We start from the raw sequence: 23,041 nt of genomic DNA on the forward strand, positions 1-23,041 counted from the left end.
GTGGTCCCAACAGACAACACAAGAGACCAACCCCGTGGCCCAGCGCATTCAACACTATATCGGCGGCCGTTTCGTGGACAGCGCCCGCCAGTTCGCCAACCTCAATCCGGTAGACGGCACGGTCGTCGGTCAGGTCTGCGAGGCCTCGGCGGCGGAGGTCGATCAGGCGGTACAGGCGGCCAAGGCCGCCTTGCAGGGCGACTGGGGGCGGTGTTCCCCGGCCCAGCGGGCCGATTGGCTGGAAAAACTGGCGGCGGGAATCGAGCAGCGTTTCGAGGCATTCGTGCAGGCCGAAGTCCTGGATACCGGTCGCACCGTGCGCCAGGCGCGCACCCTGGACGTGCCGCGCGCCATCGCCAATTTCCGTTTTTTCGCCAATCTGGTGCGCCAGGCCCATACCGAATGCTTTGAAACAATTGCCGCCGATGGCAGCCGCGCCCTGAACTACACCGTGCGCAAGCCCCTGGGCGTGGTGGTGGCGATCTCGCCCTGGAACCTGCCGATCCTGTTGTTCAGCTGGAAGGTCGCGCCCGCCCTGGCGCTGGGCAATGCGGTGGTATCCAAGCCGTCCGAGGAAACTCCTTCGTCCGCCTTTCTGCTGGCGCAGGTGGCGCACGACATCGGCTTTCCGGCGGGGGCGTTCAATGTCTTGCAGGGCTTTGGCGGCGACTCGGCCGGTCAGGCCATGATCAGCCATCCGGACATCGACGCAGTGACTTTCACAGGGGCGTCGGCCACCGGGGCGCACATCATGAAGACCGTGGCGGATGGGGTCAAGGACGTGTCCTTCGAGCTGGGCGGCAAGAATGCCGCCATTGTCTTCGAGGATGCCGATTTCGATGCCGCGGTGGATGGCGTGGTGCAGTCCACTTTCACCAATTCCGGACAGGTCTGCCTGTGCAGCGAACGCGTGCTGGTGCAACGGTCCATTTACGAGCGTTTCGTGGCGGCGCTGAAGGCCCGCACCGAGGCGCTGGTGCTGGGGCGCCCGGATGATCCGGCAACCGATATCGGGCCGATGATTTCCAAAAAACATCAGGCCAAGGTCGTGTCCTATTTCGAACTGGCCCGCCAGGAAGGCGCCACGGTCGTCACCGGCGGGGACGTGCCCGTGTTTGGTGATGATCGGGATCAGGGCTTTTGGGTGCGTCCGACGATCTGGACCGGGCTGCCTGATGATGCCCGTTGCCTGCGCGAGGAAGTGTTCGGGCCGGTGTGTCATGTGGCCCCCTTCGATACGGAAGCGCAAGCCATCGCCCGCGCCAATGATTCCGACTACGGTCTGGCGACTGCCATCTGGACCCGGGATCTGTCGCGGGCGCATCGGGTGTCGCCGCAGATGCGCAGCGGTCTGGTGTGGGTCAATACCTGGTATCTGCGTGATCTACGCACGCCGTTTGGCGGGGTGCGGCGTTCCGGGATCGGCCGCGAAGGCGGGCGTCATTCGCTGGACTTCTATTCCGAAGTCACCAACATCTGCATCAAAATCCAGGATGCGCCCTCGACAGGAGACCACTGATCATGAGTCCGTCAGATGCCAAAGTCGTCATCGGTAAGGCCGCCCCGCGCGGCAAATTTCCCCATGTAAAGCGGGCGGGCGATTTTCTGTTTGTCTCGGGTACCAGTTCGCGCCGCGCCGACAACACCCTGGCCGGGGTGGAACCCATCGATGCCATGGGCGCCATGCGTCTGGACATCCGTGAACAGACCCGCGCCGTGATCGAAAACATCCGCGACATCCTGGGCAGTGTGGGCGCGGGTCTGGAAGACCTGGTGGAAGTCAGCGCGTATCTGGTCGATATGGCGGATTTTGCCGGCTACAACGACGTCTATGGCGAATTCTTCGGCTACGACGGCCCGACCCGTACGACGGTCGCGGTGCATCAGTTGCCGCACCCGCACCTGCGCATTGAAATCAAGGCGATCGCCTATCAGCCGCAGCCTTAGCGGGCGATACCGAAAGCGGCCCCGACTGCCGCCGCCGTCCGATACGTGCCGGGACCACCTGGCCTTAGAACGCAAGGAGACATGCATGGAACTGAAATACGGAATGCCCAAGAACCTGATGGGCTGGGTCGACGCCAATCGGGCGCAGCTGTCGCCGCCTGTCTGCAATGCCGCGATCTTCGAGGACGGCAACTACATCATCAATATGGTCGGCGGCGGCAATCAGCGCACGGACTTTCATGACAACTCCACCGAGGAAGTCTTCTACCAGATTCGCGGCGAGGCATCCCTGATCATCTGGGATCGCGGCCGTTACGAACGCATCGTCCTGAAGGAAGGCGACATCTTCCTGCAGCCGCCCCATCTGATTCATTCGCCGCAACGTCCGGACGCCAACGGCCTGTGCCTGCTGATCGAACATCCGCGGCCCCAGGGGGCGCTGGACGCCTTGCAGTGGCATTGCGCCCATTGCGGCGCCCAGATCTGGCGCGCCGAAAAGCAGCTGGAAAGCCTGGTGGACGATCTGCCCAAGATCTATCAACAGTTCTACGCCGTCGGCGAGGCCGACCGCGTGTGCCCCGATTGCGGCACGCAGCACCCCGGCAAGGACTACACCGTCTGGCACCGGCAGCTGAGCAAATCGCCGCTGCGGGTGTAGGCGGGATGTTGCCGACCCAACCAGGAAACCGAAGAAAAATGATCGACATACATGCCCATATTTTCCCCCGCATCAGCCGGGCCGACGCCCAGGCGCTGGACCCGGTCCAGGCCCCATGGTTGAAGGTCATCAGCCCCGATGAGGGCATGATCATGAAGGGCGACAGTGAATTCCGCCCTGTCATTCCCGTGCTGTGGGATCCGGATCTGCGTGTGGCGGACATGGACCGTCTGGGTCTGGACATGCAGATCGTCAGCGCGACGCCCATCATGTTCGGCTACGAGCTGGATGCCCATAAGGTCGCCGGCTGGGCTGCCCGCATGAATGATCTGACGCTGGAATACTGCGCCGGACACCCGGCCCGCCTGAAGGCCCTGGCGCAGGTCCCGCTGCAGGACACGGAAATGGCTTGCCGCGAGGCATCCCGTGCCATGGCCGCCGGCCATGTGGGCGTGCAGATCGGCAATCACGTGGGCGACCGTGACCTGGATGATGCGCAGCTGGTGGAATTCCTGCATCACTGCGCGGTGAACCAAATTCCTGTGCTGGCGCACCCCTGGGACATGATGGGCGGGCCCAATCGCATGCGCCAATGGATGTTGCCCTGGCTGGTCGCCATGCCGGCAGAGACGTCCCTGGGAATTCTGTCGCTGATCCTGTCGGGGGCGTTCGAGCGTCTGCCGCGCAGTTTGAAACTGTGCTTCGCCCATGGCGGCGGCTCTTTCGCCTTTACCCTGGGGCGCGTGGACAACGCCTGGAAATACCGCGACATCGTGCGTCAGGATTGCCCGCATCTGCCGTCTTCGTATTGCGACCGGTTTTCGGTCGATTCCGCCGTCTTCGATCCCAAGGCCTTGCGGCTGCTGGTGGACGTGATGGGCAGCGAACGCGTCATGCTGGGGTCTGACTACCCCTATCCCTTGGGCGAAGAAAAAATCGGTCAATTGGTGTCCGACACTGCCAGCCTGGCGGCGCTGGAAAAGCAGCGCATCCTGGCGGACAACGCCAAAGCCTTCTTCAACCTTGCCTGACGCGAGCAACCATGGAAAAGACATTGATTGAACAACTGGGCGACGAGCTGCATGAGGCCTGGGTCACGCGTCAGGTGATCGCGCCGCTGACCGAACGGCACCCGGACATCACGATTCAGGACGCCTACCATGTCCAGCAGCGGATGATCAGCCGCCGCCTGCAGGCCGGTGCGCGTGTGGTGGGCAAGAAGGTCGGCGTGACCAGCCAGGCCGTGATGGACATGCTGGGCGTCTATCAGCCCGATTTCGGCTATCTGCTCAGCGACATGGTGGTGGCCCCCGGCGAAGCGATTTCCATGGCCGGGCTGATCCAGCCCAAGGCCGAGGGCGAGATCGCCTTCATTCTGAAGAAAGATCTGACGGGGCCGGGCGTAGGCGTCAGCGACGTACTGGCCGCGACCGAAGCCGTGGTTACCTGCTTCGAGATCGTCGATTCCCGGATCCGTGATTGGCAGATCAAGATCCAGGACACCGTGGCCGACAACGCCTCCTGCGGGGTATTCGTGCTGGGCGACCAACTGGTCAGCCCGCGTGGGCTGGACCTGCGCACCTGCGGCATGGTGTTTGAAAAGAACGGCGAGCTGCTGGGCACCGGCGCAGGCGCGGCGGCGCTGGGGCATCCGGCCAATGCCGTGGCCTGGTTGGCCAATGCCCTGGGGGCGCTGGGCGTCGGCCTGAAGGCCGGAGAAGTCATCCTGTCCGGTTCGCTGGCGGCGATGGCGCCAGTCAAGGCGGGTGACAGCCTGCAGGTGTCGATTGGCGGCATCGGCCACTGCGGCGTGCGCTTTACCGCATAGCAAAGGAAAACATCATGGAAAAAATTCGGTGTGCATTGATCGGCTCCGGCAATATCGGCACAGACCTGCTGTACAAATTGCAGCGCAGCGAGGTGCTGGAACCCGTCTGGATGGTGGGCATCGACCCGCAATCCGAAGGCTTGGCCCGCGCGCGTGACATGGGCTTGAAAACCACGGCGGACGGCGTGGACGGCTTGCTGCCGCATATGGCCGAAGACCGCATCCAGATTGCCTTCGACGCGACCTCGGCCTACGTGCATGCGGAAAACAGCCGCAAGATCACCGCGCACGGTGCGATGATGATCGACCTGACGCCGGCGGCCATCGGCCCGTACTGCATCCCGCCCGTGAACCTGGACGGGCATGTTCGGCAGCAGGAACGGAACGTCAATATGGTGACGTGCGGCGGTCAGGCCACGATTCCCATGGTGGCGGCGGTGTCGCGGGTGCAGCCCGTGGGCTATGCCGAAATCGTCGCCACGGTGTCTTCGCGCTCGGCCGGCCCCGGCACGCGGCGCAACATCGACGAATTCACGACGACCACGGCGGGCGCTGTGGAAAAAGTGGGCGGTGCACGTCAGGGCAAGGCCATCATCATCCTGAATCCGGCCGATCCCCCGCTGATCATGCGCGACACCGTGCATTGTCTGACTGATGAGGATCCGGACGAGGCCGCCATCACGGAATCCGTGCAGCGGATGGTGGCGCAAGTGCAGCGTTACGTCCCCGGCTATCGGCTGGTCAACGGCCCGGTGTTCGACGGCAAGCGCGTGTCGATCTACCTGGAAGTCGAGGGCCTGGGCGATTACCTGCCCAAGTCCGCCGGCAATCTGGACATCATGACGGCCGCCGCCGCTCGGACGGCGGAAATGTTCGCCGAACGCATCCAAAAGGGTGAGATCACCCTGTCAGCCGCCTGAAGGAGTTCGCCATGACTGCTGAAAAGACATTCGTCACCCTGCACGACATGACGCTGCGCGATGGCATGCACGCCATGCGTCACCAGATCACGCTGGATCAGATGAAGGCCGTGGCCCGGGGCCTGGACGAGGCCGGCATGCCCATGATCGAAGTCACCCACGGCGATGGCCTGGGCGGCTCGTCGGTCAACTACGGCTTTTCCCTGCACACCGACGAGGAATACCTGAGCACGGTGATCCCGCTGATGAAAAAGACCAAGGTCTCGGCGCTGCTGCTGCCGGGCATCGGCACGGTCGGGCATCTGCGCATGGCCCACGACCTGGGGGTGCATACCATTCGTGTGGCCACGCATTGCACCGAGGCCGACGTCTCGCAGCAGCATATCGAGGTCGCCCGCAGCCTGGACATGGACACGGTGGGCTTCTTGATGATGAGCCACATGAACACGCCCGATGGATTGGTCGCGCAGGCCAGGCTGATGGAAGGCTACGGCGCCAATTGCATCTACTTGACTGATTCCGCCGGCCATATGCTGCCGCATCAGGTACGGGAAAAGGTCACGCGTCTGCGCGACGCCCTGAAACCGGATACCGAAATCGGTTTTCACGGCCACCATAATCTGTCCATGGGGGTAGCCAACAGCATGGCGGCCATCGACGCCGGCGCCAACCGCATCGACGCGGCTTGCTCGGGCATGGGGGCGGGGTCGGGCAACACGCCCATGGAAGCCCTGGTGGCGGTCTGCAATCTGATGGACATCGTCACTGGCGTGGATTTGTTCAAGGTGCAGGATGTGGCCGAGGACATCGTCTTTCCCATGATGCAAGAACCTGTGCGCCTGAGCCGCGATGCGTTGACGCTGGGCTATGCCGGGGTCTATGGATCGTTTCTGCTGTTCGCCCGCCGCGCCGAAAAACGCTACGGCGTGCCGGCCCGGGAAATCCTGGTGGAAATGGGCCGGCGCGGCATGGTCGGCGGCCAGGAAGACATGATCGAGGACACGGCGCTGAGCCTGGCCCGCCAACGGAGCGTGGCATGAGTTTAGATACTGCTGTCATCGGGGAACTGGCCGAGCGCCTGGAAAACTGCGAACTGCAGGCGCACGATACGCTGAAGATCACCCTGGATCATCCCGAGATGGATTGGGACGACGCCTATGCCGTGCAGGACGAAATCCTGCGGCGCAAACGGGCGCGCGGCGCGCGGCTGGTGGGGCTGAAGGCTGGGCTGACCTCATTTGCCAAGATGCGTCAGATGGGGATCGACACGCCGATCTTCGGCTTTCTGGTGGACTCTTTCCTGGTGCCCGATGGCGGCCAGTGCCGCCATGCCGACCTGATTCACCCCAAGGTCGAGCCGGAAATCGTCTTCGTCACCAAGGCGCCTCTGAAAGGACCCGGCTGCACGATTGCCGAGGTGCTGGCCGCCACGGACTTCGTGCTGGCCGGCATCGAGATCATCGACAGCCGTTACCGCGATTTCAAATTCGATCTGAAAAGCGTGGTGGCGGACAACTGCTCGTCTTCGCGTTTCGTGGTGGGCGGCATCATGCGCGATCCGCGCGACCTGGATCTGCGCACCACCGGCGCAGTGATGGAAAAGAACGGCCAGATCGTGTCCTTGGGGGCGGGCGCTGCCGTGCTGGGCCATCCGGCCAATGCCGTGTCCATGCTGGCCAATCATCTGGGCCGGCGCGGCGCCGAGATTCCCGCCGGCGCCTTGATTCTGACGGGCGGCCTGACCGAAGCCGTGGCGGTTCAGCCCGGTGATCACGTCGCCCTGCACATGCAGGGCATGGGTTGCACGTCGCTGACTTTCGTGTAATATCAACAATACTTTAAAACTAAATTATTAAATCCTGCAGGAGACAAACATGGCATTTCGCAAAACCTTGCTGACGGCCGCCCTGACCCTGTCCTTGGGGTTGACCGCGGGGTCGGCGCTGGCAGACGTGAAGATCGGCTTTCTGGCCACCTTGTCCGGTTCCGGTGCAGCGCTGGGCCAGGATATGGTGGATGGCTTCAATCTGGCGCTGGAAGAACGCGGCGGCAAACTGGGCGGGCAGAACATCGTGCTGCTGAAGGAAGATGACCAGCTCAAACCCGATGTCGGCGTGCAGGCCGTGCAGAAATTCCTGGAAAAAGACAAGGTCGATCTGGTGGCCGGGGTCACGTTTTCCAATGTCATGATGGCGATCGCCAAACCGCTGGCCGATGCCGATATGACCTTCGTCGGATCGAATGCAGGACCGGCGCCGCTGGCGGGTAATCAGTGCAATGCGGGCTTTTTCTTCGCCTCCTGGCAGAACGACGGCCAGGCCGAAGTCATGGGCCAGTTCGCCACCGACCAGAAATACAAAGACGTCTACATGATCACCCCGAACTACCAATCGGGCCGCGATCAAGTCAAAGGCTTTACGCGCTTTTACACGGGCCGCATCTCGGGCGAGGTCTATACCCAGCTGGGCCAGCAGGATTATTCGGCGGAATTGCTGGCCCTGCAGGCTGCCAAACCGTCTGCCGTGTGGGTTTTCCTGCCGGGCGGCATGGGCGTGAATTTCGTCAAGCAATACAAGCAGTTCGGCCTGATGGGCAAGATCCCGCTGCTGACCGTATCCACGGTGGATGGCAGCACCTTGCCGGCCCTGGGTGACGCTGCGTTGGGCGCCTATGCCGGCACATTCTGGGGGCCGGATTTCAAGAATCCCGTCAGCGAAGCCTTTGTCGCCGCCTTCGAGAAAAAATACAATCGCATTCCTTCGCAGTACGCCGCGCAATCCTATGATTCGGCCTTGCTGATCGACAGCGCCTTGAAAAAGACCGCCGGCAATACGGCTGATAAAAAGGCCTTCCGGGATGCCTTGCGCGCTGCTGACTATGCGTCCTTGCGCGGGGCCTACAAGTTCAACGTTAACGGCTTCCCGATCGAAGACTTCTACGCCTTTGAAGTCGCCAAGGACGCGCAGGGCAGGGTGTCACTGAAGACCATCGCCAAGCCCCTGACGAATCACTCCGACGCCTATTTCGGGAAGTGCAAGATCTGATTCGTGTGCGCAAGCCCTGACAAACGGGCGGCGCAAGCCGCCCGCCACGGAGGACGGACATGAGTCCGCAGCTGTTGTTCATGCAGGCCCTGAACGGCCTGCAATACGGGATCCTGTTGTTTCTGCTGGCCGCCGGCCTGACCCTGGTCTTTGGCATCATGAGCTTCATCAACCTGGCTCATGGGGCGCTGTACATGATGGGGGCCTATTTCGCGGCCGCCGCCTTCGGCTATACGAATTCCTTTCTGTTGGCGATCATGGCGGGGCTGGGGGGCGCCATGCTGCTGGGCGTGTTGCTGGACCGCAGCGGCTTTTCCCGCTTGTATCCCAGAGCGCACCTGGATCAGGTGTTGGCAACCTTCGGTCTGATGCTGTTTTTCAACGAAGCCGTGCGCATGATCTGGGGATCGGCGCCGATCTTCATGAGCTTGCCGGATGCCCTTAGCAATACCGTCATGGTGCTGGGCACGCCGTATCCGCTGTACCGTCTGGTGATCATCCTGGTGGGCCTGCTGGTGGCGCTGGGGCTGTATCTGCTGATCGAGCGCACCCGTATCGGCATGCTGATCCGCGCCGGCGCAAGCAACCGCGCCATGGTGTCGGCGCTGGGGGTGAACATCGGCTGGCTGAACACTTTTATCTTCGCTCTGGGGGCCGGTCTGGCCGGCTTGGGCGGCGCGATGGTCGGGCCGATTCTGTCGGTGCAGCCGGGCATGGGGGATTCGATCCTGATCATGACGCTGGTGGTGATCGTCATCGGCGGCATCGGTTCGATCCGCGGAGCCTTTCTGGGGGCGCTGGTGGTCGGCCTGGTCGATACCTTGGGGCGCACGGTCATGCCGGCGCTGCTGAGCCAGGCCTTGGCGCAGGAATTGGCCAGCACCTTGGGTGCGGCTATTTCGTCGTTGGCGGTGTATGTCCTGATGGTGATCGTGCTGGCCATCAAGCCCGAAGGCCTGTTTCCCGTGAAAAAGCGCTAAGGCCGGATGACTATGGAATCTTCGACCATGAATACAAGCATGCCGCGTCATGCGGCGGGCCTGTCCTTGCCGGTCCTGCTGACCGTGCTGATTTTTGTGTTGTTGTTGTTGGTGCCGGTCTATGCCAGCCTGACCGATAGCCCTTATGTGCTGCTGCAGTTCAGCCGCATTCTGGTGTTCGCTTTGGCGGCGGTCGGTTTGAACCTGGCGCTGGGCTATGGAGGCCTGGTCAGCTTTGGCCATGCCATGTACATCGGCATCGGCGCCTATTGCGTCGCGGTCGCCTCGCATTATGGCGCTGATAGCGGGGTGCTCCATCTGCTGCTGGTCGTGCTGGTGACGGCGCTGGTCGCGGCGCCGGTGGGATTGATTGCGCTGCGCACGCACGGCATCGCCTTCATCATGATTACGCTGGCGCTGGCGCAGATGTTCTATTTCCTGGCGGTGGGGCTCAAGCAGTATGGCGGCGACGAAGGCCTGCCGATTCGACAGCTGAGCCATTTCGGGACGCTGACAGGCAGCCATGTGGGCTTGTACCTGGCCTTGCTGGCCTGTCTGGGCGGCAGCCTGCTGCTGTTGCGCCGGGTGATCCGCTCGCGTTTCGGCCTGATCCTGCGGGCCAGCAGCATGGATGCCAGGCGGGTGCAGGCGGTCGGCACAACCCCGCTGGGGTACCGGCTGATGGCCTACGTGCTGTCTGCCGAATTATGCGCGCTGGCAGGCTTCTTTCTGGCCAATCTGACTTCCTTCGCCTCGCCCGCCTATATGGCGTGGACCGCCTCGGGCGAGCTCATCATCATGGTGCTGCTGGGCGGCGCCGGCACCCTGGTCGGCCCGGTGGTCGGCGCGGCGGGATTCCTGTTGCTGGAAGACGTCCTGAAAGGCCTGACGGATCACTGGATGATCATCATGGGCCCGGTGATCGTGCTCATCGTGCTGTTTTTGCGCAATGGGCTGTGGGGCATGATTGGCGCTTCCAAGGAGGGCCGCTGACATGCAGCCTTTGCTTTCCATTCGCGGCTTGGTGAAACGGTACGGCGGCCTGTTGGTCACGGATCATGTGGATCTGGACATCCTGCCCGGTGAAATTCATGCCGTCATCGGCCCCAACGGGGCGGGAAAGACCACTTTGATCAGCCAGATCATGGGTGAAATCCCCAGCGATCAGGGCAACATCAGCCTGAGCGGACGATCGATCAATGGTTTGTCCATGGCGCGTCGGGTACGGGCCGGGATCGGGCGATCCTATCAGGTCACCTCGGTCATCCAGCAGTTCACTGTGCTGGAAAACGTCATCCTGGCGGTGCAAGGCTGCCAGGGGCATGGCTTTCATTTTTGGACGCCTGCCGTGGAAACGCCCGCCCTGACGAAACGGGCGGATGAACTCATCGATCTGATGGGTCTGTCAGCTTGGCGGGCTGCGTTGGCTGCGTCCTTGTCCTACGGCCAGCAGCGGCAATTGGAAATCGCGATGGCGCTGGCGGCCAATCCCAAGGTCTTGCTGTTGGACGAACCCATGGCTGGCATGGGGCATGGCGACACGGGATCGGACATGATGGTGGGTCTGTTGCAGCGCCTGAAGGACCGGTACGCCATCCTGCTGATCGAGCATGACATGGACGCGGTGTTTTCGCTGGCTGACCGGATCAGCGTGCTGTTCTATGGCAAGATCATCTGCTGCGGCGATGTGGATGCTATCCGTCAGAGTCCCGAGGTCCGGGAAGCCTATCTGGGTGATGAAGAGGTGCCGGCATGAAGACGGTACATGATGCCAAGGAAACAGTATGAGCCTGTTGCTGAAGGTCGAGGGTCTGGAATCCGGTTACGGGCGCAGCCAGGTGCTGTATGGCATGCACCTGCAGATCGATGCCGGGCAATGCGTGACGCTGCTGGGCCGCAACGGCATGGGCAAGACCACGACGATCAAAAGCATCATGGGCATGCATCCGGCCTGGCAGGGCCAGGTGCAGTTCAACGGCGCGCCCATCCAGAATCTGCCCAGCCATCGGGTGGCGCAGCGGGGGGTCGGCCTGGTGCCGGAGGGCCGTCAGATCTTTCCCAATCTGTCGGTCGAAGAAAACCTGATCGCAACGGCGGCGGATCGGCATAAAAAGGCCAATCCCTGGACCTTGCCGCGTATCTATGAATTATTTCCGCGTCTGCAGGAGCGTGCCGGCAATTTCGGCAATCAGCTGTCGGGCGGCGAGCAGCAGATGCTGGCGATCAGCCGGGCCTTGATGACCAACCCGGAATTGCTGATTCTGGACGAGGCGACTGAAGGCCTGTCGCCGTTGGTGCGTCAGGAAATCTGGGCCGCATTGGCGCTGCTGCGCCGCGAGGGCATGGCGATCCTGGTGATCGACAAGAATCTTGCGCCGCTGCTGCAGCTGGCGGATCACCACTACATCGTGGAAAAAGGACGCATCGTCTGGGATGGGCATTCTGATGCCCTGAAGGCGGACGCCGACGCCCGGCAACGATATCTGGGCGCCTGACGGCCTGGGGGATGTGCAGGACGGCGTTCGGGCTGCCCTGCGTACGCACTGCGCGGATCAGCTCAGGGCGGGAATCACGCTGGGAGCTTCCATCTGCACGATGTCGCAGTTATCGCCCGGGCCTGCGCGGTCGATGATCAGAAAATCGGAGACGGCTTCCAGGCCCAGCAGCGGATGGTGCCAGACGCCACGCGCATAATTCACGCCTTGCTTGCCGGTGCACAGAAACACGCGCAAGTCGTCCACCGTGGGGGTGGATTCAGCCTTGGCGACCACCACCAGATACGGGCGCTCCGACAGCGGGATGAAAGCCTGGCTGGCCTTGGGGTGGCGTTCCATCATGGTGATGGTGAACGGCAAGGGGCGCGGCTGACCGCGAAAGATCGACACGATGGCGCGACCGTCGGCGCCTGGTTCGATATGCGCCAGGTCGTGATAGCGTTCGGTATTGCCTTCGTTGATGGTGAAATGCTTGACCGTGTCGTCCGCCTGGATCACGTCGCCGAACGGCGCAAAGGCCTGGCGGGTCAGGGGTTCGATGGTCAGACGGGTCGGGGTGATCGTACTCATGAGGGGCTCCGTAAGATCAGGCGAACTGCGCGTCCAGCCGAAAGCGGGCGATTTGCCCGATCTGGTCCAGGCAGGTGGCGAATTCGGTGTCCTGATCATTGTGCAGCCGTTCTTCGATGGCGTCCATGATCTGGTAGCGGTTGCGGCCCTTGACCGCAATGACAAAGGGAAAGCCGAAGTGTTCCCGATAGCTGGTGTTCAGGCTGCGCAGGCGCTGCAGCTCTGCGGCGCTGCACTGATCCAGGCCGGCGCCGCGTTGTTCGCCGGTGGACGCGTCGGTCAGCGTGCCCGCCGCGGCTTCCTTGCCTGCCAGTTCCGGGTGAGCCGTGATCAGGGCCAGCTGTTCGGCCGGATCCGCCTGCTGCACGACGCGCACCATGGCATCGTGCAGGGCGTTGACGTCGGCGAACGGCCGCGCCGCCCAGGCGCGTGCAGGGATCCAGGGGGAATGTTCGAAGATCGCCCCGAGTTCCCGGGAAAATTCGGACTGCGACAGCGCAGAAAGCTCGCTCAGGGTCATGGTGGGTATCGTCAAATGTGTCATGATAGAAAGTCTACGGGGTATCCCGCCTCAAATGAAGAGTGTCACTGCGTATAAGTGGTATAAGCGGAATCGCATTTCCGGAACAAGGAGCCCTCCCGATGTCGACGCGACGCAGCAGCGCCATGCTGGATACGTATTTGCTCAAGGTCTTTTGTATCCTGATGGCCGAGCGCAGCGTGTCGCGCACGGCGCTGAAGCTGAATCAGTCTCAGCCGGCCATCAGCGTGGCCCTGAAAAACCTGCGACTGATCTTCCAGGATCCGCTGCTGGTGCGCGAAAAGGGCGGCATGGTGCCCACCGACCGGGCGCTGGCGATTCTGGAACATGCCAAATCGGCGCTGACCTCTATCGACACCATGCTGGAAACCGGCGAAGACTTCGATCCGGCCAGCAGCCGCCAGGTCTTTCGCATCGGGTCGCCGGACTATCTGGCTCCCGCTTTTGCTGCATCGGTGGTGGCGCGTTTCCGGCGCGAGGCGCCCCATGCGCGGTTGGTGCTGCATGCGCTGGGGCCGGATTTCGATTTTGAACATTCCCTGGCCGAGGGCAATCTGGATGTGGTGATCGGCAACTGGCCCGAACCGCCGGATCGCATGCACCTGTCGGTGCTGCTGGAAGACCAGATCGTCTGCCTGATGTCGGCGGATCATCCACTGGCCTCGCAGCGCCTGACTCAGGATGATTTTCGCCGCATCCAGCATATCGTGCCGACCCCGTATTCCATGACGCAGCGCGGCATGATCGATACAGTGCTGACGTCGCTGCGCATTCAGCGCGAGGAATGTGTGGAAGCGCAGTCCTTCATGCTGGCGCCGTATCTGCTGCCAGGCACCGATCTGGTGTTCACGACGACCCGGCATTTCGCCCGCTATTACGCAGGCTTGCTGCCGCTGGCGATCGTGGAATCGCCCATTGATTTCCCGCCGATGCGTTTTTATCAGCTGTGGCATGCGCGCAATCATCATGCGCCCTCCCATCAGTGGTTGAGGCATTTGCTGGGGGATTGCGGCCGGGCCTTGTTGGCCCAGCCGTAAGAGGATCGGCATTGGCGTCGCCGGGCTGGCGCCCGGCGTCTTTAAATCGCCCAGCCGCCCAGGTAGAACACCGCCAGAGCCACCGCGATGGTCAGGGTGCCTACGTTCAGCTTGCGCCATTCGCCGGCGAATATCCGGCCGATCACCAGGGTGCTGAAACCCAGCATGATGCCGGTGACGATGTTGCAGGTCAGCACGATGAATACGGCGCACACCATGCCAGCCATCGTGTCGACGGTATCGTCCAGGTGCAGCTTGCTGACGCCGCCCAGCATCAGCAGGCCCACGTACATCAGCGCCGGCGCGGTGGCGTAGGCCGGCACCAGGGATGCCAGCGGCGACAGGAAGATCAGCGCCAGGAAACCCAGGCCGACGATGGTGGCGGTCAGGCCGGTCTTGCCGCCTGCTGCGGTGCCGGCGGCTGATTCGATGTACGCAGCGGCCGGGGCGCCGCCCAGGCCCGCAGAGACGATGGAGCTGACCGAGTCGGACGTGAGCGCCCGGCCACCATTGATGATTTGGCCATTTTCATCCAGCTGGCCGGCTTGTCCTGCTACGGCGCGGATCGTGCCGGTGGCGTCAAAGACGGCCGTCATGACCAAGGCCAGCACGCTGGGGATGACGACGGCGCTGAGCGCCCCGCCCACATCCATGGCGCCGATCAGCGAGTGCTCGCCGCCAAACGAGGGCAAGGCGAACAGGCCCTTGAAGGTGACGGCGGGGTCCCAGATCAGGCCGACGGCCGACAGCGCCAGGATGACCAGCAGGATGCCGCCGGGCACGCGCCGCCGCTCCAGGCCGAAAATGGCGGCCAGTCCCACGACGGACAGCAGCGCGGGCATGGCGTTGAGCGTGCCCAGCGATACCGGCAGTCCCGGACCAGGATTCTTCACGACCAGGCCGACCTCGTTGGCGGCGATCAGCAGCAGAAACAGGCCGATGCCGATGCCTGTGCCGTGCGCAATGCCCACTGGCAGGTTGCGCAGGATCCACGTGCGTACGCCGGTCACGGAAATGCCGGTGAAGATCAGGCCCATCAGGAAGATGGCGCCCAGGGCGATGGCGGGCGAGAGCCCCTGGCCCAGCACCAGATCGAAGGCCGTGAAAGCGGTCAAGGAAATCGCGCAGCCTACGGCGATCGGCAGATTGGCCCAGAGCCCCATCAGCAGAGAGCCGAAGGCGCTGGTCAGACAGACGGCGATGAAGACCGATGAGGTATCAAAGCCGGCCTTGCCCAGCATGGCCGGGACGACGAAGACCGAATACACCATGGCCAGGAAAGTCGTCAGACCGGCCAGGGTTTCCTGGCGCACGTTGGTGCCGCGCGCCGTCAGCTGAAAGCGCTGTTCCAGCCAGGTGTTGGGGATAATGTGATGCGGTGTGGCGGAGGTCTCGAACCCCGCAGGCAAAACGGTTTCCTGCTCGCTCATGAGCCTTGTCTCCTGATGATCGGCCGGCTCGTGGTCCGGCTTTGTGTAAGGGGCGCGCGGCTGCAAGCGCAGTCGGCCTGATTCATTCTAGGGACAAGGATTTGTGCTGTGAGCGTGTGGCGATGATGACAATTATCAAGCTGCGCTGATGTTGTTCTGACCGCCATCGCCGGTGATGCACGCCTCGGCGGGGCTCATGAATCGGTGCGTTTCTCCAGGCTGGCCTGCAACATGGAGGCTACCCGGACGATGCATTGACGCAGCCAGATGACTTCGGCTGCGCCGTGGCAGCGGCGGTGCCACAACAGGTAAAAGCGCATCGCCGGAAACGGAAAAGGCGAGGGCAGAATGGTGATGGGCAGGTAGCGGGCGTAGTGCTGGGCGAACTGTCTGCCGGTGGTGAAAATCAGGTCGGTGCGCAGCAGCATGCCGGCCACCTGGCCGAAATAGGGAATGGTCATCTGGATGTTGCGCCGCAGGCCCTGGGCGGCCAGGTAGCCGTCGATGAAGCTTTGCCGCTCGGACACGTAAGGAAAGGGCGCCAGATGGGGCAATTCCAAGTATTGCTTCAGGCTCAGATCCCGCCGCACGATAGGGTTCTGGCTGCCCACCATGCAGACGACTTCGTCGTCGAATAATCGCGCCATGTGCATCTGCGGCGGCGGTTCCAGCCAGTTGCCGATCACCACATCCAGACCGCCATCTTCCAGGCCGCCAGCGTAGTCGTAATCGGCATTGATCGGGTGTACGATGAATTTGGCATGGGGCGCTTCGCGGCGCAGGATTTCGGCGATATTCGGCAGGAACATCGCATCCAGGTAGTCGGGCGCCCCCAGGTGAAATTCACGCGTCGAATGGGCGGGATCAAAGGCCCCGGGCGGTTGGGTGATGCGCTCGATGGCGGACAGGGCGTCGTTGGCATGGGCCAGCAGTTCCAGGCCGCGCTCGGTGGCCACCATGCCGGTTTTGCTGCGCACCAGCACCGGGTCGCCGGTGATCTCGCGCAGCCGCCGCAGCGAATTGCTGATCGCGGGCTGGGACAGGCCCAGCTTGATCGCGGCGCGTGACACGCTTTGCTCGGTCAACAGGATCTGCAGGATGCGCAGCAGGTGGGTGTCCATGGAATCGCGGGTTTTGCTCATGCGGCCCATTATTCACGGCGCGGACGTCGGCGTCCATGATCAGTGACCCTGATAAGCGCCATCATTGTGGATGAATGCCGGGCCTGGCGGCTTGATGCTATCTTGGGCCATAACACCCGGCTTGAACATAAAAGGTACCATGATGGAGACAACAGCCATTCGCTTTCATTATCGTGGACAGGTCCACGAAGTCACGGATCAGCCCACGACCCGCACCGTCTTGCAGTATCTGCGCGATGACCTGTGTTGCATGGGCACCAAAGAAGGCTGCGCCGAAGGCGATTGCGGGGCCTGTACCGTGATGGTGGCCGAACCTGATGGCCAAGGCGGCGTGACCATGCGCGCAGTCAATTCCTGCATTCAGTTCCTGCCCACGCTGGACGGCAAGGCGCTGTACACGGTCGAAGACCTGCGCCAGCCGGATGGCTCGCTGCATCCGGTGCAGCAGGCCATGGTGGACTGCCATGGCTCGCAATGCGGCTTCTGTACACCCGGTTTCGTCATGTCCCTGTGGGGCATGTATCTGGCCCATGGCCCGCAGGATGCCGCCCCCACCCGCACCCAGATCGATGATGCCTTGTCGGGCAATCTGTGCCGTTGCACGGGCTACCAACCCATCGTGCGGGCGGCGGGCGAGATGTATCAATACCCGGCAGTCGACTTCGACCGGGCCGCGCTGGCAAAGGTCTTGGCGGCCTTGCAGCGCGACGAGGTCTTTTCCTACATGCATGACGGGCAGACGTTCCATGCGCCACGCACGCTGGCGCAGCTGGCCCAGCTGCGGCTGGACTATCCGGACGCCCGCATCCTGGCTGGCAGCACCGACGTCGGTCTGTGGGTCACCAAGCAGCATCGCGATCTGCCGCATCTGATCTATATCGGCCAGGTACGCGAATTGCGCGACATCCACCAGGAAGGCGACGAATTGTTCATCGGCGCGGGCGCGCTGCTGAACGACGCCTACGATGCCCTGGTGGCGCATATCCCCGAACTGGCCGAACTGCGCCAGCGCTTTGCGTCGTTTCCGATTCGCAACGCCGGCACCTTGGGCGGCAATGTGGCCAATGGTTCGCCCATCGGCGATTCCATGCCGGCCTTGATCGCCTTGAATACCCGGATCGTGTTGCGGCGCGGCGAGCGTGTGCGGGAAATGCCCCTGGAAGACTTCTATCTGGCTTACCAGAAAAATGCCGCTGAAACGGGCGAATTCGTGCAGGGGCTGCGTGTGCCCGTGCAGGTCGAAGGCCGTCAGTTCCGTGCCTACAAGCTGTCCAAGCGTTTTGATCAGGACATTTCCGCCGTCTGCGCCGCCTTCGCCGTGGTGCTGGACGAGACCGGCACAGTACGCGATCTGCGCACCGGTTTTGGCGGTGTGGCCGCGACCCCTTGCCGCGCACGGTCGGTGGAAGCCGCCTTGCAGGGCCAGCCTTGGGACGAAACCCATGTGCGCGCTGCGATGGAAGCAGTGGCCCAGGATTTCAAACCGCTAAGCGATATGCGGGCCAGCAGCGCGTATCGCTTGCTGGCGTCGCAGAATCTGCTGTATCGCTTTTATCTGGAAACCGCCCCTGGGGCGCCGTTGGCGACGCATCAGGTGAATACGGCCAATCTGGCCGAACTTGCTTGAGGAGGCCAATATGAACATGCGTGTCAATATTCCGGTTGAACTGGATCGACTGGCTGTCGGCAACGACAGCATTCCGCGCCCCGTGGTGGGCGAACCTGCCGCCGGGGCGGCCAGCCCTCACGAATCGGCGACGCTGCACGTCAGCGGCGAAGCCATCTATACCGACGACATTCCTGAATTACGCAATACCGTGTACGCGGCGTTGGGCCTGTCCGACAAGCCCCACGCCCGTATCACCGCCATGGATCTGGATGCCGTGCGCCAGGCCCCCGGGGTGCTGGATGTGCTGACGGCCCAGGATATTCCGGGGGTGAACGATTGCGGCCCGGTGATCGAGGATGATCCCATCCTGGCCGACGGCCTTGTGCAATATGTCGGCCAGCCGATGTTCGTGGTGGTCGCCAAAACGGTGGACCAGGCCCGCCGTGCGGCCCGCCTGGGCAAGATCACCTACGAGGAGCTGCCTTTCCTGCTGACCCCCAAACAGGCCAAGGATGCCGGCGCCGGCACCACGGACGAACTGCGCCTGATCCAGGGCGACGTGCAAAAGGCGCTGGATGGCGCTCCGGTGCGGCTGACGGGTGTGTTTTCCTGCGGCGGCCAGGAGCAGTTCTACCTGGAAGGCCAGATCGCCTACGCCATCCCGCGTGAAAAGGACGGCATGCAGGTGCTGTGCTCTACCCAGCACCCGACGGAAATGCAGCACGCAGTGGCGCACGCCCTGGGCTGGCAGCGCCACCAGGTCGAGATCGAATGCCGGCGCCTGGGCGGCGGTTTCGGCGGCAAAGAATCCCAATCCGCGCTGTTCGCCTGCGTCGCGTCCGTCTGCGCGGTGCGTTTGCAGCGGCCGGTGAAGCTGCGGGCCGATCGTGATGACGACATGATGATCACGGGCAAGCGCCACGGCTTCTATTTTGAATATGACGTCGGCTTCGATGCGCAAGGCCTGATCCTGGGCGTGCGCCTGGACATGACGCTGCATTCGGGCTTTTCAGCGGACCTGTCCGAAGCGGTCGCCAGTCGGGCGCTGGCCCACTTCGACAATGCCTATTACATCCCGGCGGCCGACATCCACACCATGTGCGGCAAGCTCAACACACAGTCGGCCACGGCATTTCGCGGCTTTGGTGCACCGCAAGGCGCGCTGGTCACAGAGGTCCTGATCGACCGCGTGGCCCGTCAGTTGGGTAAGGATCCGCTGGATATACGCTACCTGAACCTGTACGGCACGGAGTCACGCAACGTCACGCCGTATGGCGAGGTCGTGGAAGGCAATCTGCTGCATCCCATCATCAGCGAACTGGAAGAGAGCTCCGACTACCGCGCGCGCCGTCAGGCGGTACGCGAATTCAATGCGCACAGCCCGGTCCTGAAAAAAGGTCTGGCGCTGACGCCGGTGAAGTTCGGCATTTCCTTCAACGTGCCGGCCTTCAATCAGGCGGGTGCGCTGGTGCACATCTATCGCGATGGGTCCGTGCTGCTGAACCATGGCGGCATTGAAATGGGCCAGGGGCTGAACACCAAGGTCGCGCAGATCGTGGCCAACACGCTGGGCCTGGACCTGGAATGCGTGCGCGTCACCGCCACGGATACCTACAAGGTCGTCAATACTTCTGCGACGGCGGCATCGACCGGGTCCGACCTGAACGGCAAGGCGGCCGAGGACGCTGCTTTGACCCTGCGCACCCGCCTGGCGGACTTTGCCGCTCGCAAATACGGCGGCAAGGCGGAAGACGCGACCTTCGCCTGGCGCCAGGTCAGCATCAATGGCAAGACCCTGCCCTTTGCCCAACTGGTCGAGGAAGCCTACTGGGATCGGGTGCAGCTGTGGTCCGACGGGTTCTACAAGACGCCCGGCATCGTGTGGGACAAGACCACCTGCCATGGCAACCCCTTCTTCTACTACGCCTTTGGCGCAGCGGTGTCCGAAGTCGTTGTCGATACCCTGACGGGTGAATGGAAGCTGCTGCGGGCCGACATCCTGCATGACGCGGGGGCCTCCATCAATCCGGCCATCGATATCGGTCAGGTCGAGGGCGGCTACATCCAGGGCATGGGCTGGTTGACGACCGAGGAACTGGTCTGGCGCGACGATGGCCGTCTGACCACGCATGCGCCGTCCACCTACAAGATCCCAGCCATCAGCGATTGTCCGCGCGATTTTCGGGTGCGGCTGTTCAAGGCCCGCAACCATGCGGATTCCATCCATCATTCCAAGGCCGTCGGCGAGCCGCCGCTGGTGCATGGCGTCAGCGTGTTCAATGCGATCGCCGACGCGCTATCCGCCCTGGGCGATGGACATGCATCGCCCGATCTGAACGCCCCGGCGACCCCCGAGGCCATTCTGGTGGCGGCTCAGGAACTGCGGCAACGCAGTGCCGTCAGATGACAGCCTGGATCGATCAGGCCCTCTGGTGCCTGGATCGTCAGCAAGCTGTCGTGTTGATCAGCGTGGCTTCCGTGCGCGGATCGGCGCCCCGGGAGGCCGGCGCCAAGATGCTGGTGTCGGCCGGCCATCAGTGGCTGACGATCGGCGGCGGCCAGCTGGAATGGCAGGCGACGCATCTGGCGCGTGAGCATCTGCAGCGCGGCGACCAACCCGACCGTTGGGTGCGGGACATGCCGCTGGCGGCGTCCCTGGGGCAGTGCTGCGGCGGCTTGGTCACGCTGCTGTTCGAGCAGCTGCGGGAGACGGATCGCAGTTGGCTGCAGCAGGCGCGGGACCGTCTGCGGGGACAGGAATCCTTCGAGCGCGAAGTCGGTATCGGCGGGCCGGGCCTGGAGCCTTGGGTCCGGTTGCAGGAATCTGCGGCGGCCTCGCATCCCCGCAACCGCTTTCAGGCCAGCCGCCTGCTGGATCCGAATGATGCGCGCGGCTGCCCGGTGTTGACCGAACCCCTGATTCCGGATGCCTTGCATGTTGTGGTGTTTGGCGCCGGTCACGTGGGCCATGCCCTGGTGAATATTCTGGGGACGCTGCCTTGTCGCGTCACCTGGGTCGATGCCAGAGACGATCTGTTTCCCGACTCGGTGGCGCCGAACGTCGCCATCGAAGCGACCGACACCCCCGAAGCGATCATCGACCAGGCGCCGCCGGGCGGCTGCTACCTGATCATGACGCATGATCACGCGCTGGATCAGCATCTGTGCGAACAGCTGATGAAGCGCGGCGATGCGGCGTATGTCGGCCTGATCGGTTCGGCGACCAAATGGCATAAATTCCAGCAGCGATTTACTGCGCGCGGCATTCCGCCGGAACGCCATGCCCTGATCACCTGCCCGATCGGCGAACCGGGCATCGAGGGCAAACAGCCCGCAGTGATCGCGGTGGCGGTCGCCGCGCAGCTGATGCGCTTGCGCACCCGGCTGATGCATCAGGATGCCGCGCCGGCGTCGGCGGATATCGCCTTGGCGCATTAGCACCACACATCCGGCGCTTCTGCCGGTCAATATAAGATTCAGGAGACCTTCATGACCTCGACGTCCAATACCCAGGCTGTGTCCGACATTCAGGCCTACCGCGCCCAGCTGCTGTATTTCCGCGATACGCCCAAGGCCGAAGACGAAGCCTGTGAATGGATTCGCGACGGCCTGCTGGTGGTGCGCGATGGCCGCATCGAGCAGTGCGGCGATTACGATCAGCTGGCGGACAGCCTGCCGGCCGGTACAGCCGTGCATGACTGGCGCAACCGTTTGATCACGCCGGGCTTTATCGACACGCACATCCACTACCCGCAGACCGATATGATCGCGTCGCCGGCGCCCGGCTTGTTGCCCTGGCTGGAAACCTATACGTTCCCCACCGAACGGCGCTTCGAGAACCCCGACTACGCGCAGGACGTGGCGAAGTTCTTTCTGGACGAGCTGCTGCGCTGCGGCACCACGACAGCGCTGGTGTATTGCACGGTGCACCCCGGTTCGGCGCAGGCCTTCTTCGAGGAAAGCCATGCGCGCAATCTGCGCATGGTGGCCGGCAAGGTCATGATGGATCGCAATTGCCCGGAATATTTGCGCGACACGGCGGAATCCGGCGCGCGCGACAGCGAGATGCTGCTGCAGCGCTGGCATGGCACGGGCCGCCAGATGTATGCCTTGACGCCGCGTTTTGCGCCCACTTCCACCCCGGAACAGCTGGGCCGCTGCCGCGAATTGGCGCAGCGTTATCAGGATGTGTTCATCCAGTCGCACGTATCGGAAAACCAGGACGAGGTGAAATGGGTGATGTCCCTGTTCCCCGGTCACCGCAGCTATCTGGATATTTACGATGACTATGGTTTGCTGCGCCCGCGCGCGGTATACGGCCATTGCGTCTGGCTGGACGACGATGATCGCCGTCGCATGCGGGATGCCGGCGCCGTGGCGGCGCACTGCCCCACGTCCAATCAGTTCCTGGGCAGCGGCCTGTTCGATTTTGCCGCCGCCAAGGATTTCGGCATGCCGGTGACCCTGGCCACCGACGTCGGCGGGGGGTCGTCCTTTTCCATGCTGCAGACCATGAACGAGGCCCATAAGGTCGCGCGCCTGTCGGGCTACTATCTGACGGCGCGGCGCATGTTCTGGCAGGCCACGCAGGGGGCGGCCAAGCACCTGGGGCTGACCGGGCAGATCGGCACGCTGGAAGCTGGCGCCGAAGCCGACTTCATCGTGCTGGACCCCCAGGCGACGCCCTTGCTGGCCCGGCGCAGCAGCTATGCCGATTCCCTGGAAGAACAGTTGTTCGCCCTGGCCATGCTGGGAGATGACCGCGCCATTGCCGCGACGTACGCGGCGGGTAAAGAGGTGCACCGGCGCAAAGCGCAGTAAGCCCCTGGGGGCGACCTGG

22 protein-coding genes are annotated in these 23,041 nt (G+C 63.1%); 18 read left to right on the plus strand and 4 right to left on the minus strand.

Annotated features, from left to right (window positions below):
• The first annotated feature begins 34 nt into the window (after positions 1–34).
• From VDP79_RS14130 to VDP79_RS14190, 13 genes are all read left to right on the plus strand, one after another.
• Positions 35–1,519 carry a 2-hydroxymuconic semialdehyde dehydrogenase gene (locus VDP79_RS14130; protein ID WP_323018796.1) on the plus strand — a complete coding sequence of 495 codons (1,485 nt, stop codon included), beginning with the start codon at positions 35–37 and terminating at the stop codon, positions 1,517–1,519.
• 2 nt (positions 1,520–1,521) lie between these two features.
• A complete protein-coding gene (locus tag VDP79_RS14135) occupies positions 1,522–1,947 on the plus strand; it encodes a RidA family protein (protein WP_323018797.1) in 426 nt (141 codons plus the stop codon).
• Positions 1,948–2,032: 85 nt separating this feature from the next.
• Positions 2,033–2,605, plus strand: a complete 573-nt coding sequence (gene nbaC / locus VDP79_RS14140) for a 3-hydroxyanthranilate 3,4-dioxygenase (protein ID WP_323018798.1) — start codon at positions 2,033–2,035, stop codon at positions 2,603–2,605.
• Between the two features lie 38 nt (positions 2,606–2,643).
• Positions 2,644–3,636 (plus strand): amidohydrolase family protein, encoded by a 993-nt coding sequence (locus VDP79_RS14145; protein ID WP_323018799.1) that lies wholly within the window; start codon positions 2,644–2,646, stop codon positions 3,634–3,636.
• Between the two features lie 11 nt (positions 3,637–3,647).
• Positions 3,648–4,433: a 2-oxopent-4-enoate hydratase gene (dmpE, locus tag VDP79_RS14150; protein WP_323018800.1), complete on the plus strand. Its 786-nt coding sequence runs from the start codon at positions 3,648–3,650 to the stop codon at positions 4,431–4,433.
• 11 nt (positions 4,434–4,444) lie between these two features.
• Complete coding sequence (locus tag VDP79_RS14155) at positions 4,445–5,353, plus strand: acetaldehyde dehydrogenase (acetylating) (RefSeq protein ID WP_323018969.1); 909 nt, start codon at positions 4,445–4,447, stop codon at positions 5,351–5,353.
• Between the two features lie 11 nt (positions 5,354–5,364).
• Positions 5,365–6,393, plus strand: a complete 1,029-nt coding sequence (dmpG, locus tag VDP79_RS14160) for a 4-hydroxy-2-oxovalerate aldolase (protein WP_323018801.1) — start codon at positions 5,365–5,367, stop codon at positions 6,391–6,393.
• Positions 6,390–7,178: a 2-oxo-3-hexenedioate decarboxylase gene (gene dmpH / locus VDP79_RS14165; protein WP_323018802.1), complete on the plus strand. Its 789-nt coding sequence runs from the start codon at positions 6,390–6,392 to the stop codon at positions 7,176–7,178. The genes dmpG and dmpH overlap by 4 nt, the downstream gene beginning before the upstream one ends.
• A gap of 49 nt (positions 7,179–7,227) precedes the next feature.
• Positions 7,228–8,397: an ABC transporter substrate-binding protein gene (locus VDP79_RS14170; RefSeq protein WP_323018803.1), complete on the plus strand. Its 1,170-nt coding sequence runs from the start codon at positions 7,228–7,230 to the stop codon at positions 8,395–8,397.
• Positions 8,398–8,456: 59 nt separating this feature from the next.
• Positions 8,457–9,377 carry a branched-chain amino acid ABC transporter permease gene (locus VDP79_RS14175; RefSeq protein WP_323018804.1) on the plus strand — a complete coding sequence of 307 codons (921 nt, stop codon included), beginning with the start codon at positions 8,457–8,459 and terminating at the stop codon, positions 9,375–9,377.
• A 27-nt stretch (positions 9,378–9,404) separates the two neighbouring features.
• A complete protein-coding gene (locus VDP79_RS14180; protein ID WP_323018805.1) occupies positions 9,405–10,370 on the plus strand; it encodes a branched-chain amino acid ABC transporter permease in 966 nt (321 codons plus the stop codon).
• A gap of 1 nt (position 10,371) precedes the next feature.
• The gene (locus tag VDP79_RS14185) at positions 10,372–11,133 is read left to right on the plus strand and encodes an ABC transporter ATP-binding protein (RefSeq protein ID WP_323018806.1); all 762 of its coding nucleotides are present in this window, start codon (positions 10,372–10,374) and stop codon (positions 11,131–11,133) included.
• 28 nt (positions 11,134–11,161) lie between these two features.
• Positions 11,162–11,872, plus strand: a complete 711-nt coding sequence (locus VDP79_RS14190) for an ABC transporter ATP-binding protein (protein ID WP_323018807.1) — start codon at positions 11,162–11,164, stop codon at positions 11,870–11,872.
• Between the two features lie 57 nt (positions 11,873–11,929).
• On the opposite strand, the gene VDP79_RS14195 is transcribed toward VDP79_RS14190, so the two are convergent.
• Together VDP79_RS14195 and uraD are read right to left on the minus strand one after the other, a co-directional pair.
• Complete coding sequence (locus VDP79_RS14195) at positions 11,930–12,442, minus strand: ureidoglycolate lyase (RefSeq protein ID WP_323018808.1); 513 nt, start codon at positions 12,440–12,442, stop codon at positions 11,930–11,932.
• Between the two features lie 16 nt (positions 12,443–12,458).
• Positions 12,459–12,986, minus strand: a complete 528-nt coding sequence (uraD, locus tag VDP79_RS14200) for a 2-oxo-4-hydroxy-4-carboxy-5-ureidoimidazoline decarboxylase (RefSeq protein ID WP_323018809.1) — start codon at positions 12,984–12,986, stop codon at positions 12,459–12,461.
• Between the two features lie 98 nt (positions 12,987–13,084).
• On the opposite strand from uraD, the gene VDP79_RS14205 reads away from it, so the two are divergent.
• On the plus strand, positions 13,085–14,020 hold the full coding sequence (locus tag VDP79_RS14205) for a LysR family transcriptional regulator (protein WP_323018810.1): 936 nt from the start codon (positions 13,085–13,087) through the stop codon (positions 14,018–14,020).
• A gap of 41 nt (positions 14,021–14,061) precedes the next feature.
• On the opposite strand, the gene VDP79_RS14210 is transcribed toward VDP79_RS14205, so the two are convergent.
• Entirely contained in the window at positions 14,062–15,450 is a 1,389-nt protein-coding gene (locus tag VDP79_RS14210; RefSeq protein WP_323018811.1) for an NCS2 family permease, read from the minus strand.
• Positions 15,451–15,644: 194 nt separating this feature from the next.
• On the minus strand, positions 15,645–16,592 hold the full coding sequence (locus VDP79_RS14215) for a LysR family transcriptional regulator (protein WP_323018812.1): 948 nt from the start codon (positions 16,590–16,592) through the stop codon (positions 15,645–15,647).
• Between the two features lie 142 nt (positions 16,593–16,734).
• Between VDP79_RS14215 and xdhA the strand changes: the two genes are divergently transcribed.
• From xdhA to guaD, 4 genes are read left to right on the plus strand one after another with little or no spacing between them, the layout of a single operon-like run.
• Entirely contained in the window at positions 16,735–18,219 is a 1,485-nt protein-coding gene (gene xdhA, locus VDP79_RS14220) for a xanthine dehydrogenase small subunit (protein WP_323018970.1), read from the plus strand.
• A gap of 16 nt (positions 18,220–18,235) precedes the next feature.
• Positions 18,236–20,608, plus strand: a complete 2,373-nt coding sequence (gene xdhB / locus VDP79_RS14225) for a xanthine dehydrogenase molybdopterin binding subunit (protein WP_416233133.1) — start codon at positions 18,236–18,238, stop codon at positions 20,606–20,608.
• Entirely contained in the window at positions 20,605–21,639 is a 1,035-nt protein-coding gene (xdhC, locus tag VDP79_RS14230) for a xanthine dehydrogenase accessory protein XdhC (protein WP_323018814.1), read from the plus strand. The genes xdhB and xdhC overlap by 4 nt, the downstream gene beginning before the upstream one ends.
• 51 nt (positions 21,640–21,690) lie before the next feature.
• A complete protein-coding gene (gene guaD, locus VDP79_RS14235; protein ID WP_323018815.1) occupies positions 21,691–23,022 on the plus strand; it encodes a guanine deaminase in 1,332 nt (443 codons plus the stop codon).
• Positions 23,023–23,041: the final 19 nt, after the last annotated feature.

Source organism: Castellaniella sp. (genome assembly GCF_034675905.1).
In the GTDB taxonomy this organism is placed as follows: domain Bacteria; phylum Pseudomonadota; class Gammaproteobacteria; order Burkholderiales; family Burkholderiaceae_B; genus Castellaniella.

Bases quoted from the DNA above. Each gene is read 5' to 3' on its own strand.
- VDP79_RS14135 (WP_323018797.1), top strand. From the start codon at position 1,522: ATGAGTCCGTCAGATGCCAAAGTCGTCATCGGTAAGGCCGCCCCGCGC.
- nbaC (WP_323018798.1), top strand. From the start codon at position 2,033: ATGGAACTGAAATACGGAATGCCCAAGAACCTGATGGGCTGGGTCGAC.
- VDP79_RS14145 (WP_323018799.1), top strand. From the start codon at position 2,644: ATGATCGACATACATGCCCATATTTTCCCCCGCATCAGCCGGGCCGAC.
- dmpE (WP_323018800.1), top strand. From the start codon at position 3,648: ATGGAAAAGACATTGATTGAACAACTGGGCGACGAGCTGCATGAGGCC.
- dmpG (WP_323018801.1), top strand. From the start codon at position 5,365: ATGACTGCTGAAAAGACATTCGTCACCCTGCACGACATGACGCTGCGC.
- dmpH (WP_323018802.1), top strand. From the start codon at position 6,390: ATGAGTTTAGATACTGCTGTCATCGGGGAACTGGCCGAGCGCCTGGAA.
- VDP79_RS14170 (WP_323018803.1), top strand. From the start codon at position 7,228: ATGGCATTTCGCAAAACCTTGCTGACGGCCGCCCTGACCCTGTCCTTG.
- VDP79_RS14175 (WP_323018804.1), top strand. From the start codon at position 8,457: ATGAGTCCGCAGCTGTTGTTCATGCAGGCCCTGAACGGCCTGCAATAC.
- VDP79_RS14180 (WP_323018805.1), top strand. From the start codon at position 9,405: ATGAATACAAGCATGCCGCGTCATGCGGCGGGCCTGTCCTTGCCGGTC.
- VDP79_RS14185 (WP_323018806.1), top strand. From the start codon at position 10,372: ATGCAGCCTTTGCTTTCCATTCGCGGCTTGGTGAAACGGTACGGCGGC.
- VDP79_RS14190 (WP_323018807.1), top strand. From the start codon at position 11,162: ATGAGCCTGTTGCTGAAGGTCGAGGGTCTGGAATCCGGTTACGGGCGC.
- VDP79_RS14195 (WP_323018808.1), bottom strand. From the start codon at position 12,442: ATGAGTACGATCACCCCGACCCGTCTGACCATCGAACCCCTGACCCGC.
- uraD (WP_323018809.1), bottom strand. From the start codon at position 12,986: ATGACACATTTGACGATACCCACCATGACCCTGAGCGAGCTTTCTGCG.
- VDP79_RS14205 (WP_323018810.1), top strand. From the start codon at position 13,085: ATGTCGACGCGACGCAGCAGCGCCATGCTGGATACGTATTTGCTCAAG.
- VDP79_RS14210 (WP_323018811.1), bottom strand. From the start codon at position 15,450: ATGAGCGAGCAGGAAACCGTTTTGCCTGCGGGGTTCGAGACCTCCGCC.
- VDP79_RS14215 (WP_323018812.1), bottom strand. From the start codon at position 16,592: ATGAGCAAAACCCGCGATTCCATGGACACCCACCTGCTGCGCATCCTG.
- xdhA (WP_323018970.1), top strand. From the start codon at position 16,735: ATGGAGACAACAGCCATTCGCTTTCATTATCGTGGACAGGTCCACGAA.
- xdhB (WP_416233133.1), top strand. From the start codon at position 18,236: ATGCGTGTCAATATTCCGGTTGAACTGGATCGACTGGCTGTCGGCAAC.
- xdhC (WP_323018814.1), top strand. From the start codon at position 20,605: ATGACAGCCTGGATCGATCAGGCCCTCTGGTGCCTGGATCGTCAGCAA.
- guaD (WP_323018815.1), top strand. From the start codon at position 21,691: ATGACCTCGACGTCCAATACCCAGGCTGTGTCCGACATTCAGGCCTAC.